The organism is Paraburkholderia sp. UCT70 (assembly GCF_050434085.1).
Taxonomy (GTDB): domain Bacteria; phylum Pseudomonadota; class Gammaproteobacteria; order Burkholderiales; family Burkholderiaceae; genus Paraburkholderia; species Paraburkholderia tuberum.
The window spans coordinates 3,904,532-3,918,840 of sequence record NZ_JBNPVZ010000004.1 but is presented as its reverse complement, the minus strand read 5'-3'; the positions used below and the strand labels follow the sequence as shown (position 1 = coordinate 3,918,840).

General features: G+C 64.4%; 15 protein-coding genes. 4 read left to right on the top strand and 11 right to left on the bottom strand.

The annotated features are described in order from the left end of the window. Nucleotides 1-200 precede the first annotated feature (200 nt). A complete protein-coding gene (locus OKW41_RS43795; RefSeq protein ID WP_429576268.1) occupies nt 201-1,073 on the top strand; it encodes a symmetrical bis(5'-nucleosyl)-tetraphosphatase in 873 nt (290 codons plus the stop codon). A gap of 39 nt (nt 1,074-1,112) precedes the next feature. Here OKW41_RS43795 and OKW41_RS43790 read toward each other — a convergent pair whose 3' ends face one another. The 8 genes from OKW41_RS43790 to OKW41_RS43755 form a co-directional block, all read right to left on the bottom strand. Beyond that, nucleotides 1,113-1,970: a lysophospholipid acyltransferase family protein gene (locus tag OKW41_RS43790; RefSeq protein WP_429576267.1), complete on the bottom strand. Its 858-nt coding sequence runs from the start codon at nt 1,968-1,970 to the stop codon at nt 1,113-1,115. A gap of 38 nt (nt 1,971-2,008) precedes the next feature. Next, nucleotides 2,009-3,289, bottom strand: a complete 1,281-nt coding sequence (locus OKW41_RS43785; protein ID WP_429576266.1) for a dihydroorotase — start codon at nt 3,287-3,289, stop codon at nt 2,009-2,011. A gap of 60 nt (nt 3,290-3,349) precedes the next feature. Further along, on the bottom strand, nt 3,350-4,375 hold the full coding sequence (locus OKW41_RS43780) for an aspartate carbamoyltransferase catalytic subunit (protein ID WP_429576265.1): 1,026 nt from the start codon (nt 4,373-4,375) through the stop codon (nt 3,350-3,352). A 68-nt stretch (nt 4,376-4,443) separates the two neighbouring features. Beyond that, on the bottom strand, nt 4,444-4,983 hold the full coding sequence (gene pyrR, locus OKW41_RS43775; protein ID WP_429576264.1) for a bifunctional pyr operon transcriptional regulator/uracil phosphoribosyltransferase PyrR: 540 nt from the start codon (nt 4,981-4,983) through the stop codon (nt 4,444-4,446). Continuing rightward, nucleotides 4,970-5,410 (bottom strand): Holliday junction resolvase RuvX, encoded by a 441-nt coding sequence (gene ruvX, locus OKW41_RS43770; RefSeq protein ID WP_429452916.1) that lies wholly within the window; start codon nt 5,408-5,410, stop codon nt 4,970-4,972. The genes pyrR and ruvX overlap by 14 nt, the downstream gene beginning before the upstream one ends. Nucleotides 5,411-5,420: 10 nt before the next feature. After that, a complete protein-coding gene (locus OKW41_RS43765) occupies nt 5,421-5,999 on the bottom strand; it encodes a YqgE/AlgH family protein (RefSeq protein WP_090803272.1) in 579 nt (192 codons plus the stop codon). A 308-nt stretch (nt 6,000-6,307) separates the two neighbouring features. Beyond that, a complete protein-coding gene (locus OKW41_RS43760) occupies nt 6,308-7,714 on the bottom strand; it encodes a hypothetical protein (protein ID WP_429576263.1) in 1,407 nt (468 codons plus the stop codon). A gap of 375 nt (nt 7,715-8,089) precedes the next feature. Next, complete coding sequence (locus tag OKW41_RS43755) at nt 8,090-8,260, bottom strand: rubredoxin (RefSeq protein ID WP_429576262.1); 171 nt, start codon at nt 8,258-8,260, stop codon at nt 8,090-8,092. Nucleotides 8,261-8,643: 383 nt separating this feature from the next. Here OKW41_RS43755 and OKW41_RS43750 point away from each other — a divergent pair, with 383 nt between their 5' ends. Beyond that, on the top strand, nt 8,644-9,507 hold the full coding sequence (locus OKW41_RS43750) for a hydroxymethylpyrimidine/phosphomethylpyrimidine kinase (protein WP_429452921.1): 864 nt from the start codon (nt 8,644-8,646) through the stop codon (nt 9,505-9,507). Between the two features lie 288 nt (nt 9,508-9,795). Here the strand turns inward: OKW41_RS43750 and OKW41_RS43745 are convergent, their stop codons facing one another. Next, a complete protein-coding gene (locus OKW41_RS43745; RefSeq protein ID WP_429576261.1) occupies nt 9,796-10,017 on the bottom strand; it encodes a hypothetical protein in 222 nt (73 codons plus the stop codon). Here OKW41_RS43745 and OKW41_RS43740 point away from each other — a divergent pair. Next, on the top strand, nt 10,006-11,025 hold the full coding sequence (locus OKW41_RS43740; protein ID WP_429452924.1) for a chondroitin 4-O-sulfotransferase: 1,020 nt from the start codon (nt 10,006-10,008) through the stop codon (nt 11,023-11,025). The genes OKW41_RS43745 and OKW41_RS43740 overlap by 12 nt on opposite strands. A 26-nt stretch (nt 11,026-11,051) precedes the next feature. Further along, complete coding sequence (cysC, locus tag OKW41_RS43735) at nt 11,052-11,690, top strand: adenylyl-sulfate kinase (RefSeq protein WP_429452926.1); 639 nt, start codon at nt 11,052-11,054, stop codon at nt 11,688-11,690. Nucleotides 11,691-11,894: 204 nt separating this feature from the next. On the opposite strand, the gene groL is transcribed toward cysC, so the two are convergent. Together groL and groES are read right to left on the bottom strand one after the other, a co-directional pair. Continuing rightward, entirely contained in the window at nt 11,895-13,535 is a 1,641-nt protein-coding gene (gene groL, locus OKW41_RS43730; protein ID WP_018419577.1) for a chaperonin GroEL, read from the bottom strand. Between the two features lie 53 nt (nt 13,536-13,588). Continuing rightward, complete coding sequence (groES, locus tag OKW41_RS43725; RefSeq protein WP_429576260.1) at nt 13,589-13,879, bottom strand: co-chaperone GroES; 291 nt, start codon at nt 13,877-13,879, stop codon at nt 13,589-13,591. Nucleotides 13,880-14,309: the final 430 nt, after the last annotated feature.

Genomic DNA, 14,309 nt, shown 5'->3' with positions numbered 1-14,309 from the left:
GTTGTTGTATTGGAATCGCGCGCGGTCCATGCGTGGTTGCCGCCGTGCCGTGTTACGGCGGTGTTCCACCCGCGTCCCGCAACGTGATCGCGCGATACCCGAACCCCAAACGGGCTATTATGTCACGCTATCTTGCTGCTCTGCCCAGCGTGGCACGCGTCGTGCAGCACCGCGCGTATCGAATCGCCTTGATTTCCTCGATGACACCCCTCAACGCTTCCAGTACCTCCGCTCCCCTCGTCCCTCTTGCTTTCGGCGATCTGCAAGGCTGCCGCGCACCGTTTCGGCAACTGCTGGCCAAAGCCGCGCCGCCGGACGGTACACCGCTGTGGTTCGCCGGCGATCTGATCAACCGCGGCCCCGACTCGCTCGACACCTTGCGCGACGTGATCGCGTTCGGCGAGCGCGCGGTGCCGGTGCTCGGCAATCACGATCTGCATCTGCTGTCGGTGTCGGCGGGGATTCGCAAGTCGAAGAAAGGCGACACGATTGAAGAGATCCTCGCCGCGCCCGATGCCGCCGATCTGCTCGAGTGGATACGCCACCGCCCGCTCGCGCATTTCGACAACGGCATGCTGATGGTGCATGCGGGCGTGCTGCCGCAATGGGATGCGACGCTGACGCTCGAACTTGCCGACGAGTTGCAACGCGCGCTGCGTGCGCCGAACTGGAAAGAGACGCTTGCCGGCTTGTACGGCAATGAACCGAACCGCTGGAAGCCGGGCCTGAAGGGTATCGAGCGTCTGCGCGTCACGTGCAGCGCGTTGACGCGCATGCGCTTTTGCAGCGCCGATGGGGTGATGGATTTCAGCAGCAGCGGCACGCTCGCATCCACGCCGAGCGGCTGCATGCCGTGGTTCGACGTGCCGTCGCGCCAGACCGCCGACGTGACCGTCGTGTTCGGTCATTGGGCCGCGCTCGGCCTGATGTTGCGCGACAACCTGATCGGCCTCGACTCGGGTTGCGTGTGGGGGCAGAAGCTGTCGGCGGTACGGCTCGCGAAAAACCCGGCTGAGCGGACGTTGACGCAAGTCGATTGCGATTCGCGCGGCGTGCCGCGCGGGGGCAACTAAACAGAAGACGGCGACGCTGCCCGGCGGCAGCGCCGCCGCTCAGACCGAGCGGCGCGGCTGATCGACGGGCTCGATCAGCGTTTCCGCCGTCTCAGCGGCGTCGCTCGACGACGCAGCATCTACAACGTCACCCTCTTGCGCGACCGTCCCCGCCACTGCGTTGCCGGCCTGCATGTCCCGCAACGCGTTCGCCACCACCTGCTGAGCCTGCGCCGCGAGCACCCGCCGGTCCGCGTCCGGCGCGAGCGGTGCGCCAACATATACGTGGGCGGTCAGCGGATCACCACGCAACAACATGTCGAGCGAGTCGGACAACGACACGTCGTCGATATATGCGGGTGCCGTCGACTGCCGGCCCTGCGCATCCTCGTACATGATGCACAGCGGCTGCACCGGCACACCGGCCGACACCGCGGCCTGGAACATGTTCGCGTGAAACGGCAGCAACCCGAGTCCGTTCGACGTCGTGCCTTCGGGGAACACGCACATCAGTTCTCCCGCGCTGAGCCGTGCGGCGAGTTCATGCATGATGCGCTTCGCGTCACTGCGCTTCTCGCGCTGGATGAACACCGTATCGAGCTGCTGTGCGAGCCATCCGACCACCGGCCATTGCCGGATCTCCGCCTTCGAGACGAACGGCGTCGGCCGCCACGCGTTGATTACGTAGATGTCGATCCACGAGATGTGATTGGCGACGACGAGCACGCCACGATCGAGCCGCACCGCGTCGTTATGCACGACGAGGCGCATGCCGCACAGCCGCAGCATCTTCAGCGACCAAGCGCGATTGAGCGCGTGACGCCGCTCGGCGCTCGCGTTCGGAAAGCGCGTCGCGACGGTCCACATGCCGTGCAGCAGATGCGTGATGAGACGGACCTTGCGTAACGCGAGCTTCATGGCCGGAGCTTTCCTTGACTGGACCGAAACGATACCGCTCAGCGCTGTTCGTAGGCGAGCTGACCGGACACGACGGTCGCGCGCACCTGAGCCGGCAGCTCGTAGCCGAGGAACGGCGTGTTGTGCCCCTGGCTCTTCAGCGCACGCGGCTCGACGCGCCAGTGAGCGTGACGGTCGAACACGCAGAGGTCGGCCACCGCGCCGACCGCGATGCGGCCAGCCGCTTCGAGGCCGAGCACCTGCGCCGGCGCCGCGGTGATGCGATTTAGCGCGGTCGCGAGCGGCACGCCCGCTTCGTCGGCCCACTTCACCGTCAGCGACAGGAACAATTCGAGGCCGGTTGCGCCCGGCGTCGCTTCGGCGAACGGCAGCAGCTTTTCGTCGTCGTCGACCGGCGTGTGCGCGGAGCAGATCGCATCGATCGTACCGTCGACGAGGCCCGCGCGGATCGCTTCGCGATCGCGCTGCTGGCGCAGCGGCGGATCGAGCCGGAACTGCGCGTCAAAGTAACCGATGTCGAGGTCGATCAGATGCACGTGGTTCACGGTGACGTCGCACGACACCGGCAGGCCCTCGCCCTTCGCCGCGCGCACGAGCGCCACGCCCGCCGCCGACGACACATGCGACACATGCACGCGCGCGCCGGTTACGCGCACGAGTTCGAAGATCGTATGCAGCGCGATCGTTTCGGCCGCCACCGGGACACCCGACAGCCCGAGCCGCGACGCCAGCGCGCCGCTCGCGGCGACGCCGCCCTTGCCCAGATACGCATCGACGGGGCGCAGCCACACGGTGAAATCATAGGTCTTCGCGTATTGCAGCGCGCGCATCAGCACCTGGGTATCGACGATCGGCGTGTCGGCCTGCGAGAAGCCGACGCAGCCCGCCTCGGTCAGCTGGACCATCTCGGTGATGACCTGCCCCTTGAGACCGACCGTCAGCGCGCCGAGCGGATACACGTGCGCCTTGTTCTGATTGCGTGCGCGGAACTTCAGCATTTCGACGAGGCCCGGTTCGTCGAGCGTCGGATCGGTGTCCGGCGGACATACGAGGCTCGTCACGCCGCCCGCGAGCGCCGCGGCCATTTCCGAGCCTAGCGTCGCCTTGTGCTCGTACCCCGGCTCGCGCAAACGCGCGCACAGGTCGACGAGACCCGGCGCGATCGACAGACCGCGCGCGTCGAGCGTACGCTCCGCCTGGAAGCCGGCCGGCGCGTTGCCCAAGGCAGCGATCTTGCCCGCCTCGATAAAGACGTCCTGCTGCTGTTCGGTGCCCGCTACCGGATCGATCAGCGTGCCGCCTTGAATATGAATCTTCATGCGCTGCCTTTGTTAAACCTGTGGTTCAGCCTATCGTTCAGCTTCCCGATCAGTCGTTGCTTAGTCGTTATTGCCCGCGACGATCCCCATCACCGCCATGCGCACCGCGATACCGAACGTGACCTGATTCAGGATCACCGATTGGGGGCCGTCCGCGACCTGCGAGTCGATCTCGACGCCGCGGTTCATCGGGCCGGGGTGCATCACGATCGCATCGGGGGCGGCGAGCGCGAGACGCTCGGCCGTGAGCCCCCAGCTCTTGAAGTACTCCTGCGACGACGGCAGCAGCGCGCCGCTCATGCGTTCGTTCTGCAGGCGCAGCATGATGATCACGTCGACATCCTTGAGACCTTCGTCGAGGTTGTGGAACACGCGCACGCCCATCTGTTCGAGGCCGCCCGGCAGCAGCGTGCGCGGACCGATCGCGCGCACTTCGGGCACGCCGAGCGTGGTCAGCGCATGAATGTCCGAGCGCGCGACGCGCGAATGCAGGATGTCGCCGACGATCGCCACGCGCAGCTTCGTGAAGTCCTTCTTGTACTGGCGGATCGTGTACATGTCGAGCAGACCCTGCGTCGGGTGCGCGTGACGGCCGTCGCCGGCGTTGATCACGTGCACGTGCGGCGCGCAGTGCTGCGCGATCAGGAACGGCGCGCCGCTCGACGCATGACGCACGACGAACAGATCCGCGTGCATCGCCGACAGGTTGTTGATCGTGTCGAGCAGCGATTCGCCCTTGCTGGTCGACGACGCGTTGATGTTCAGATTCAGCACGTCGGCCGACAGCCGCGTGGCCGCGATCTCGAACGTGGTACGCGTGCGCGTCGAGTTTTCGAAGAACAGGTTGAACACCGACTTGCCGCGCAACAGCGGCACCTTCTTCACTTCGCGATCGGTCACGCTGACGAACTGGTCGGCGGTCTCGAGGATGTGATTGACGATGGCCTTCGGCAACCCCTCGATCGACAGCAGATGTTTGAGCTCGCCGCTCTTTGTGAGCTGCGGGTTGCCCTTCAGGAAGCCGTAGCGGAAGCGCTCGGATGCGCTAGCGGAGGAATCTTGCGGAGCCGGGGTGGCGGTGTTCATGATGTACCTGCTTCAAATACGGGCTTCAACGTGATCGAGGTCGCGTCGATACGCCGCTCACGCGCGTTTCAATCGACGCGTGCTTCAGTGTGAAAAGAAAACCGCTGGCCGCCCGCGCCGTCGTCTTCACGGGCCAGCACGAGCGTCGCGTCGGCGGGTACGTCGACCACGCCACCGACGAAGCGCGCCGCCACCGGCAACTCGCGTCCACCCCGATCGGCGAGCACCGCGAGTTCGACCGATGCCGGCCGGCCATAGTCATACAGCTCGTTCACCGCCGCGCGAATCGTGCGGCCGGTGTACAGCACGTCGTCGACCAGCACGATGCGGCGCCCATCGACCTCGAACGGTAGCGAGGTCGGGCTTGCTTGCGCGTGCAGCCCTTTCTTCGCGTAGTCGTCGCGATGCAGCGCGACGTTCACCACGCCGAAGCTCGGCAGTTTCAGGTCGCGCGCGAGCCGCTCGGCGAGCCACGCGCCGCCGCTATGGATACCCGCCAGAACCGCCGCTTCGGCACCGTGCCTGGCAACGGCGAGCTGGTCGCCATACGCCGCTCGAATCTGGTCGAGCAACGCGCGATACAGCGCTTCGGCGTCAATGGAACTCATGATCGTCGGAAAGTCCGTCTAGATATTGCTGGAGGATGATGCTCGCGGCTTCGGCGTCGAGCATGTCGGCGCGGGCATTGCCGGCGCGGATTTGCGCCTCGGCCTCGACTGACGAGTAGCGCTCGTCGACCCACGTGACCGGCAGATTGAAGCGGCCGTTCAGCTGGTTGCCGAAGCGCTTCGCGAGTTGCGTGCGCTCGTGCGGTGTGCCGTCGGGGTGCATCGGCAGGCCGACCACCAGCGCATCGGGCTTCCATTCGGCGATCAGCTTGCCGAGCGCTTCGAAGCGGTACCCCTTGCTGCGGTTTTGCACGACGACGAGCGGCCGCGCGCGGCGCGTCAGCGAATTGCCGACTGCCACGCCGATGCGTTTCTCTCCGTAGTCGAACGCAAGCAGCGTCGCCTCACGTCCGGCCGGCAGATTCATGCGCGGCCCCTCATGCGTGCCCGGCCTCGCCCGACAGCATCGACAACGACACGCCGAGCAGCGCGAGCGCCGCTTCGAGACGATCTTCGGCGGGCACGTCGAAAACGATCTTCGGATCGGCCTCGACCGTGAGCCAGCCGTTCTTGGAGATTTCGTCTTCGAGCTGACCCGCGCCCCAGCCGGCGTGGCCGAGCGTCAGCAGGAAACGCTCCGGACCGTTGCCGCTCGCGACGGCCTCGAGCACGTCTTTCGACGTGGTCATTTCGAGCCCGCCCGGCACCGACATCGACGAGGTGTATGCGCTGCCGCCTTTCGGATCGTGCAGCACGAAGCCGCGCTCGGTTTGCACCGGGCCGCCGAAATACACGGGGACATGGAGAAGCGGTTCGATCTCGAGCTTCAGATCGATGCGATTGAAGAGCGCCTGCAGGTCGATATCGGTCGGCCGGTTGATCACGAGGCCGAGCGCGCCGCGCTCACTGTGATCGCAAAGGTAGACCACCGTTCCTGAAAACGTCGGATCGGCCATGTTCGGCATGGCGATCAGGAACTGGTTGGTCAGATTGATGCGATCGGTACTCTTGGACATAGTTCGGATTTTAGCAAAGACGATGCGCGATGGCGGGCTGCTTTGAGCATTGCAACGCGTTGGGTTGCACGCTACGCGACGCGCCATCGACGCTGGATCAAGTTGCACTCTATCACGCGCGCGACTTGCGCCATGCCGCGATCAGGCGCCGAAACACCGCGTAGAACGGCACGTTCGGCGCGCGTCGCGAAGTTGCGGGATTGTGACTTGTCACAATGGGTTTCAGTGGGTTCGGCGCGCGTCGGTCGAAGCGTTGCGGACGCAATTCGCGCGCCACGTCGCGCGTTTGGTTCGACCCGGCTTGCGCTTCACGCGCCGCCCTGCTCGATCGCACGCGTGAGCGCGGCGAGCGCCGCCTGCGTGAAGCTGCCGCCGGCCGGCCCAACACCCGCGGCGACCTTGTGCAGCGACGCACGCAAGGCCTCGGCGGCCTGCTCGAGCGTGTCGGCCGGCGGCGCGCCGACGATCACGTGCGCGCGCACCGCCGGCGTTGCGACGCCCGCATGCGCACGACGCCGCCATGCGAGACCGAGTGCGTCGGCGAGCAGCGCCACGTGACCGAGACCGAGCGCGCAGGCGGCCGAGCCGAGCCGGTAGGCGGCGTCGCCCGCCTGCAGCGCTTCGCTCGGGTCGGCTTTTTCCGGCTGATCGGCCGCGCGCGCATGGGCGGCGAGCGCCTCGATGGACGCGTCGGCGGTCTGCAGGAAGTCTTCGTACGCGTTCGCGTTGACGCTCAGCACGCCGAGATCGCGCGTGTGCGGCAGCGACTGCGCCTCGAGCGTGCCCGCCTCCCACAGTGCTTCCGACGACTGCGTGCCGGCGACGTGCCAGTCGACGGTCAAGCCATAATCGTGCAGCACCTCGACCTGGTCGGCGTCTTGCGCGGACGCTCCGAACAGCGCGTAGTCGCGCCACAGCAGCGCGAGCGTCGCGCGCACCAGCGAACGCGGTGCGCGCTCGATGCCGTGCGCGTGATCGGCGAGCGCCAGGTTGCAGCGCGCGTAGAAGCGCCGCGCCTCGATATCGCGGATTGCGTGGCCGCGCGCGCGCAGCGCCTTCGCGCAGGCGCGCGCGAGCCGCCAGAAGTCATAGGGATCGGGGCCGGCGAGTTCGGTGAACACGGCGTCGAGCTCGTCGAGCGCGGCGTTCGTGACCGCAAGCGCCACCGCGCTGCCTGTGTCGGCCTGCGAGCGCAGCACCGGCAGCAACGCGCGCTCGTAGCGCGCCCGCAGATGGGCAAGCGGATCGGCCGATTGCGCGTGCAGCGAAGCCGGCGGCACTGGCCGCGCGCACAGCGCGAGGTCTTCGAACGCGACAGCGGAGCCCGGCGTGGGTTCGATGAGTTGCGCGCACAGCTCGCGGTAGTGGTTGAACAGCGTCGGCGAGCAACTGAGCTCGCGCAGATTGTGACGCTCGAGCGCCGCGCGGAAGTCGCGCAGCGCCGCGCCGAACACTGGCCGCGCGCTTTCCGCTTCGGCTGGCTCGCCGCTCGCGAGCGGCGAGAGCCGCACGAGGGCGTCGGTGAAACGCTGCGCGCTGAGCCAGCCCGCCGTGCGCAATGCATGCGACGCGCGCAGCAGCGCGGCACCGCTCTCGTCGCGCTGCTCGAACGCGAGCGACACCTCGGCGAGCGCGAGTTCCGCAGGGCGGACCGCGCCGCCGCGGGGGTTCGGCAGTGCATCGATGGAAACGGGTGCTGCGGATCGAAGAGTCATGGGCAGGCGACACGAAGCTGACGGGGCCGTCGCTTCGCGCCGCATGCTGAGTGAGCGGCCACCGCGCGAACCGGCGACAGGACAATGACAGACTACCGTTGCGACACGACGCGACCGGCGATGTTCCGCGCCGGCGCGCTCAGACAGGCGCCGGGCGTGCCGGACGCATCAAGCGATTGCAGCAATTGCGCGGCGGATGACGCCGCTGACTTTTCGGGATCGAAGCTCAGGGTTCAGGTTCGGGACCGAATCTCGGGACCCGGTTTGGGGGCCGAAGCTTCCGGCGTGTCGCACTAACCCCTCAAACCGCGACGCCGGAACAACGATCAAGCGACGCGAACGACCGACCGGCTGACGCCGGTGGCTTGCCGAACTTCAGATCTGGACCATTTCGAAGTCTTCCTTGCGCGCTCCGCACTCCGGACACGTCCAGTTGACGGGCACGTCTTCCCAGCGCGTGCCCGGCGCAATGCCTTCGTCGGGCAAGCCGGCCTCTTCGTCGTAAATCCAGCCGCAAATCAGGCACATCCAGCTTTGATATTCCATTCTTTTGTCGCGTCGTTGAGTCCGTGGAAGCGGGAGCCATGATGGTACCGTGTTGCCGCCCCCATGCCTAGCAATCGAAAACTCGCAATCGTAGCGTGGACCGGGCTTCGGCGGTGTGCCCGCGCGCCGTGCGGACGACGCTCGCGGCGTCATGCCCCATGGCGGTGGGGACACCCGGCAGCGCGATAGAGGGCGCCCTCGGCAAGCTCGCGGCGCTAGCGTGGCAACCTCAAAGCAATCCCCGCCGGCCGCGCGTCAGCGGGCCGCGAGCCAGCCTCTGGCGATCCCCGCCGCGCGAAAAAACGCCCTCTCCTCGGTTTAGGCCGCATAATTGAGCCAATTGCGCATTGCGCGCCGAAATCCCGCTTTCCTTATCCATTTTCATGCCCAGCGACACACCTCCGATCGTCCTCACCTTCGGTCTCTCAGACCCCACCGGCGGCTCCGGCCTGCAGGCGGACCTGTTGACACTTGCCAGCATGGGCTGCCACGGCGTTTCCGTGCTCACGGGCTATACCGTGCGCGACTCGGCGAACTGCGACGAAGTCACCGGGCTCGACCCGGACATCGTCGCGACGCAGGCGCGCATGCTGCTCGAGGACATGCCGATCGCCGCATTCAAGGTCGGCGCGTGCACGCGCGCCGAAGTGGTCAGCGCGATCGCGGAAGTTGTCGCCGACTACGACGACGTCCCGCTGATCCTCGCCCCGGACTTCACGCTCGACGACGAGCACGTGCTCGCCGCCGACGAACTGCGCGAAGCGATCGCCGATCTGCTCGCGCCGCAAACCACGCTGCTGATCGCCGACTCGGCGACCCTGCTCGCGCTCGCGCAGCCCGACGGCGACGCGGAGGCGCCGAGCCTCGACGCGGCGATCTCGCATCTGCTGTCGCAGGGCTGCGAGTACATTCTGTCGACCGAAACCGGCACGCATCGGCTCGTCAACACACTCTTCAGCGAGGACGGCCAGTTGCGTCAGGACATGTGGGACCGCGCGCCGCATCGGTTGACGGGCCTGACCGATACGCTCGGCGCGGCGATCGCCGCGCTTCTCGCCAACGGCCAGGAGCCCGCGGAAGCGGTGCGCGAAAGCCAGGAGTATCTGTATCAGGCAGTGCGCAATGCGTTCCGGCCCGGCATGGGGGCATACATGCCCGATCGCTTCTTCTGGGCGCGCAGCAGCGATGAAGACGAAACGCCGCCCGCGCAAGGCAAGGGCGCGGCGCCGGGGGAAGCGCGGCACTGACCTCGCCATTCGTCGGCATCGACTAAAAACCCGCTGTCAGCCGGTTTTTTTCACTAATGCGACTTTCGCGATTGGTGCGACTTTCCATTCGATTTATCCAAATTGAATAATGTAATTAGCGCGTAGCTATCGATACTGCCGCGCCCAGTTCGTCTCGTGAGCATCTTAGTCAATTTATTTTGCATCGCCGCATGAATCTTGCTGTCGGCGATGCAAGCAGACGTTTTACCGCGTAATTAAACGTTACAACGCCAATGACGTCTTTTGTCTAGACTTTACGCATCACGATCAGTCATATGTCCCCACATGTCGTTTCCTACCTTTTTCATCCATCCACCGAAATGCGGCGGTTCGACCGTTATTTCGTTTTTTGATTTGAATAAAGGTAATGACCAATTCATTAGCTTTGTCTGGGATCAGGATGGATGGGGAAACTGTCGCGCAAAGCTGCTCGAGACGCAGGTAGGCGGCGGTCATCTCCCGTATGGCATTCATCGGATGATCAAACATCCGGTCAACTACTGCACGATCCTGCGCGATCCGCTCGCGCGCCAGATCTCGCACTACTGGTATGCGGCGAACGGCAAGAACGGCCAGATCACGCGCGGCGTCAGCGTGTCGGCGACCGAGGCTCTGGCGCTGCAAGGCGTACTGTCGCTCGACGAGTGGGTCAGCGAATCGCTCGGCGGCAGGAACCTGTTCGTGCAGATGCTGAGCGGCGAGCCGGCGGTCAACGAAGCGAGCCTCGCCGTCGCGCAAATCCATTTGCGCGAACAGATCGGTACCGTCGGCGTCTGCGAGGACATGAGCGAATTCTTATTGCGGCTGTGCGGTTCGACAGGGATGAAATTCCCGTTCTGTTTCGAAGCGAATCGCACCAATGGCGCGCCGAAAGGCAAAGCTCACATCAGCGAAGCAGCCAGACAAAAGTTCATCGACGACAATAGCCTCGATTACGAACTGTTCCGCGACGCGAATCGAATCGTCGAAGCCTATGCGAATGAAACGGGCAGCGTCTTTTCGAATGCGCTCGAATTGGTCCGCGTGATTCAGTCCGAAATAAATCAGCTCGAGAATCCGCACGTCTATAGCGCGACGGTTTTCGGCATCGATGGCTCATTCCTGTCGCGCGTGCATGAGGTGATCGGCCGCTTCGATCTCGCGCCGATCGACACCTATCTGGAGTTCGCGCGAAGCCGGCAGCGTCCGCCGGTCGACCTGTTCGACGGTTTTGTCGACACGGTGCGCGACGGCGTAGTGTGCGGCTGGGCCGTCAACCTGAGCGAGCCGCAGCGGCAGGTACCGCTCGAGGTGCGGGTCGGCACGCAGATCGTCGCGGCCGGCTGCAGCGGCGAGCCGCGGCCCGATGTGGCGAGCGCCGGCTATCCGAGCGCATACAGCGGATTTTCGATTCCACTGCCGAACGATATTCCGGAAGGCTTTCGCGTTACCATTGCCAATTCCACCGAGAGCCTGCACAACGCCGGCACGTGGCGGCAAGGCTGGCACTGCGAATGAGCCAGAAAAGCCAAGAGAACCTATCCATGAAAGAGCCGCCCCAATTCGTGCAACGCTTCCACGGCAAGATCGCGGTGCGGGACCGCATACGCATGTTCGATCAGATGCCCACCACGATCTGGCTGACCGGCCTGTCCGGCGCCGGCAAATCGACGCTCGCGTTCGCGCTCGAGGAGCAGCTGATCGCGCTCGGTCACGCCTGCTATGTGCTCGACGGCGACAATATCCGCCACGGTCTGGCGAGCGACCTTGGATTCGAGCCCGACGACCGGCGCGAAAACATCCGCCGGGTCGCGCACGTCGCCCAATTGATGAACGACGCGGGTCTGATCGTGATTTCCGCGCTGATTTCGCCGCTACGCGAAGATCGGGCAATGGCGCGCGCGATCATCGGAGCCGACAAGTTCGTCGAAACCTATGTGTCCGCCTCGCTCGCCACCTGCGCGAGCCGCGATCCCAAAGGTCTTTACGCGAAAGCGAGGTCTGGCGAGATCAGCTCGTTCACCGGCGTATCAGCGCCCTATGAAGCGCCGATCGATCCCGACCTGCACGTCGACACGGGAACGCTGAGCCCCGCGCAAAGCGTTGCGCAGATCTTCCACTACCTGCGCGAACAGTGCCTCGGAAGGTCCTCTCATCGCACGGCTCACGCCGCGGGCGCCTGATCCGGACAAAAGGGCGTCCGGAGGCGCTCGCCAGCAAGCACATCAACGCCGGCCCCAAACGAAAAAAACCCGCATAAGCGGGTTTTTTCGTTTGGGGAAACGCCTCGCGGCGCGCTCCCCACTTGGACTTCCAGCCGGGCCTCGTCCGTGATCCAGACGCGCGGCAGTTCAACCACGCGGCCGGACCACGAGACCCGAGCGGAATTACATGTCCATGCCCATGCCGCCCATGCCGCCGGGCATGCCGCCAGGCATCGGAGCATCTTCCTTCGGCAGTTCGCAGACAGCTGCGTCGGTCGTCAGCAGCAGGCCAGCAACCGAAGCTGCGTTTTGCAGCGCCGTGCGCGTCACCTTCGTCGGGTCCACGACACCTGCGTCGACCAGGTCGACGTACTCGCCGGTCGCTGCGTTGTAGCCGTAGTTGCCCTTGCCAGCAGCAACCGCTGCCACGACGACGCTCGCTTCTTCGCCACCGTTGGCGACGATCTGGCGCAGCGGCTCTTCCATGGCGCGCAGAACGATCTTGATACCTGCGTCCTGATCGGCGTTAGCGCCCTTCAGGCCAGCGATTGCCGTACGTGCACGGATCAGCGCGACGCCGCCGCCAGCCACGATGCCTTCTTCCACAGCTGCGCGCGTTGCGTGCAGTGCGTCTTCGACACGTGCCTTCTTTTCCTTCATTTCGACTTCGGTCGCAGCACCGACCTTGATCACCGCAACACCGCCTGCCAGCTTGGCAACGCGTTCTTGCAGCTTTTCACGGTCGTAGTCCGAGGTCGCTTCTTCGATCTGCGTGCGCACTTGCTTGACGCGAGCTTCGATGTTCGCTGCTTCGCCAGCGCCGTCGATGATCGTGGTGTTTTCCTTGCCCACTTCGATGCGCTTCGCCTGGCCCAGTTCAGCCAGCGTTGCCTTCTCGAGCGTGAGGCCGGTTTCTTCAGCGATGACCTGACCGCCGGTCAGGATCGCGATGTCTTCCAGCATCGCCTTACGACGATCGCCGAAGCCAGGAGCCTTGACGGCAACGGTCTTCAGGATGCCGCGGATGTTGTTGACGACCAGCGTTGCGAGCGCTTCGCCTTCGACGTCTTCAGCGATGATCAGCAGCGGACGGCCAGCCTTCGCGACTTGCTCGAGCACCGGCAGCAGATCACGGATGTTCGACACCTTCTTGTCGTGCAGCAGCACGAACGGGTTCTCGAGCACGGCGACTTGCTTGTCCGGGTTGTTGATGAAATACGGCGACAGGTAGCCGCGGTCGAATTGCATACCTTCGACGACGTCCAGCTCGTCTTGCAGCGACTTGCCGTCTTCGACGGTGATCACGCCTTCCTTGCCGACCTTGTCCATTGCTTCAGCGATGCGCTCGCCGATCGACGAATCGCTGTTCGCCGAGATCGCGCCAACCTGGGCGATTTCCTTGTTGGTCGTGCACGGCTTGCTGATCTTGCGCAGTTCTTCGATTGCAGCTGCAACAGCCTTGTCGATACCGCGCTTCAGGTCCATCGGGTTCATGCCCGATGCGACGTACTTCATGCCTTCGCGGACGATCGATTGCGCGAGAACCGTAGCGGTCGTCGTGCCGTCGCCTGCGTTGTCGCTGGTCTTGGAAGCGACTTCCTTGACCATTTGCGCGCCCATGTTCTGGAGCTTGTCTTTCAGTTCGATCTCTTTCGCGACCGACACACCGTCCTTGGTGACCGTCGGGCCGCCGAAGCTGCGCTCGAGAACCACGTTGCGGCCCTTCGGACCCAGCGTGACCTTCACGGCGTTGGCGAGAATATTCACGCCTTCGACCATCTTGGCACGGGCGGAATCACCGAATACGACGTCTTTAGCTGCCATCTTCTAACTCCTTGAATACTTTGGATATAACCGGTGAAGTAGCGACCTTGCGCTTACTTCTGCACCACGGCCATGATGTCTTCTTCGCGCATCACGAGCAGTTCGTTGCCGTCGACCTTGACGGTCTGGCCTGCGTACTTGCCGAACAGGACGCGGTCGCCTACCTTCACGTCGAGCGCAATGGCTGCGCCCTTGTCGTCGCGCTTGCCCGGGCCGACTGCGAGGATTTCACCTTGATCCGGCTTTTCCGCTGCGGTTTCGGGGATCACGATGCCCGACGCGGTCTTGGTTTCCTGATCCAGACGCTTGACGATCACGCGATCATGCAAAGGACGAAGGTTCATACATACTCCTCTCTGATTGAGACTGAAGAACGCTGAAAAAAACCCGGCTGGCCGAGCCAACCGGAGATGTTGTTAGCACTCTCGTGCAGCGAGTGCTAATTATATGGACGGGCAGTGACAAATTCAAGAAGGGGGAACGCGGTCGAAGTTCACTGATGTCGAGATTCATTCAACTTGGAACTTTGTTCACTAAGTTGGAACTCCCGAGCACGCAAAAAAAACCGGCGCATCGCACCGTTTTCCCCAACAAAAACAGTCATCTACCCAATCCCCACCTAGCAAACCAACTGCGCTACCTCATACGCTGGAGACACCTGCGACGCAGATTTCAACGCGGCGCGGCGCCTGCCGCGCGTCGTCGCCCAGGGAAATCCCCGAACTGAGGAACGGGATAGCCCCGCCGACCATTCCACGGGCCTCCAGCGTGGCG

What these genes read in the sequence shown, in the direction of transcription:
- OKW41_RS43795 (WP_429576268.1), top strand. Translation starts at nt 201, where the DNA reads ATGACACCCCTCAACGCTTCCAGTACCTCCGCTCCCCTCGTCCCTCTT.
- OKW41_RS43790 (WP_429576267.1), bottom strand. Translation starts at nt 1,970, where the DNA reads ATGAAGCTCGCGTTACGCAAGGTCCGTCTCATCACGCATCTGCTGCAC.
- OKW41_RS43785 (WP_429576266.1), bottom strand. Translation starts at nt 3,289, where the DNA reads ATGAAGATTCATATTCAAGGCGGCACGCTGATCGATCCGGTAGCGGGC.
- OKW41_RS43780 (WP_429576265.1), bottom strand. Translation starts at nt 4,375, where the DNA reads ATGAACACCGCCACCCCGGCTCCGCAAGATTCCTCCGCTAGCGCATCC.
- pyrR (WP_429576264.1), bottom strand. Translation starts at nt 4,983, where the DNA reads ATGAGTTCCATTGACGCCGAAGCGCTGTATCGCGCGTTGCTCGACCAG.
- ruvX (WP_429452916.1), bottom strand. Translation starts at nt 5,410, where the DNA reads ATGAATCTGCCGGCCGGACGTGAGGCGACGCTGCTTGCGTTCGACTAC.
- OKW41_RS43765 (WP_090803272.1), bottom strand. Translation starts at nt 5,999, where the DNA reads ATGTCCAAGAGTACCGATCGCATCAATCTGACCAACCAGTTCCTGATC.
- OKW41_RS43760 (WP_429576263.1), bottom strand. Translation starts at nt 7,714, where the DNA reads ATGACTCTTCGATCCGCAGCACCCGTTTCCATCGATGCACTGCCGAAC.
- OKW41_RS43755 (WP_429576262.1), bottom strand. Translation starts at nt 8,260, where the DNA reads ATGGAATATCAAAGCTGGATGTGCCTGATTTGCGGCTGGATTTACGAC.
- OKW41_RS43750 (WP_429452921.1), top strand. Translation starts at nt 8,644, where the DNA reads ATGCCCAGCGACACACCTCCGATCGTCCTCACCTTCGGTCTCTCAGAC.
- OKW41_RS43740 (WP_429452924.1), top strand. Translation starts at nt 10,006, where the DNA reads ATGATCAAACATCCGGTCAACTACTGCACGATCCTGCGCGATCCGCTC.
- OKW41_RS43745 (WP_429576261.1), bottom strand. Translation starts at nt 10,017, where the DNA reads ATGTTTGATCATCCGATGAATGCCATACGGGAGATGACCGCCGCCTAC.
- cysC (WP_429452926.1), top strand. Translation starts at nt 11,052, where the DNA reads ATGAAAGAGCCGCCCCAATTCGTGCAACGCTTCCACGGCAAGATCGCG.
- groL (WP_018419577.1), bottom strand. Translation starts at nt 13,535, where the DNA reads ATGGCAGCTAAAGACGTCGTATTCGGTGATTCCGCCCGTGCCAAGATG.
- groES (WP_429576260.1), bottom strand. Translation starts at nt 13,879, where the DNA reads ATGAACCTTCGTCCTTTGCATGATCGCGTGATCGTCAAGCGTCTGGAT.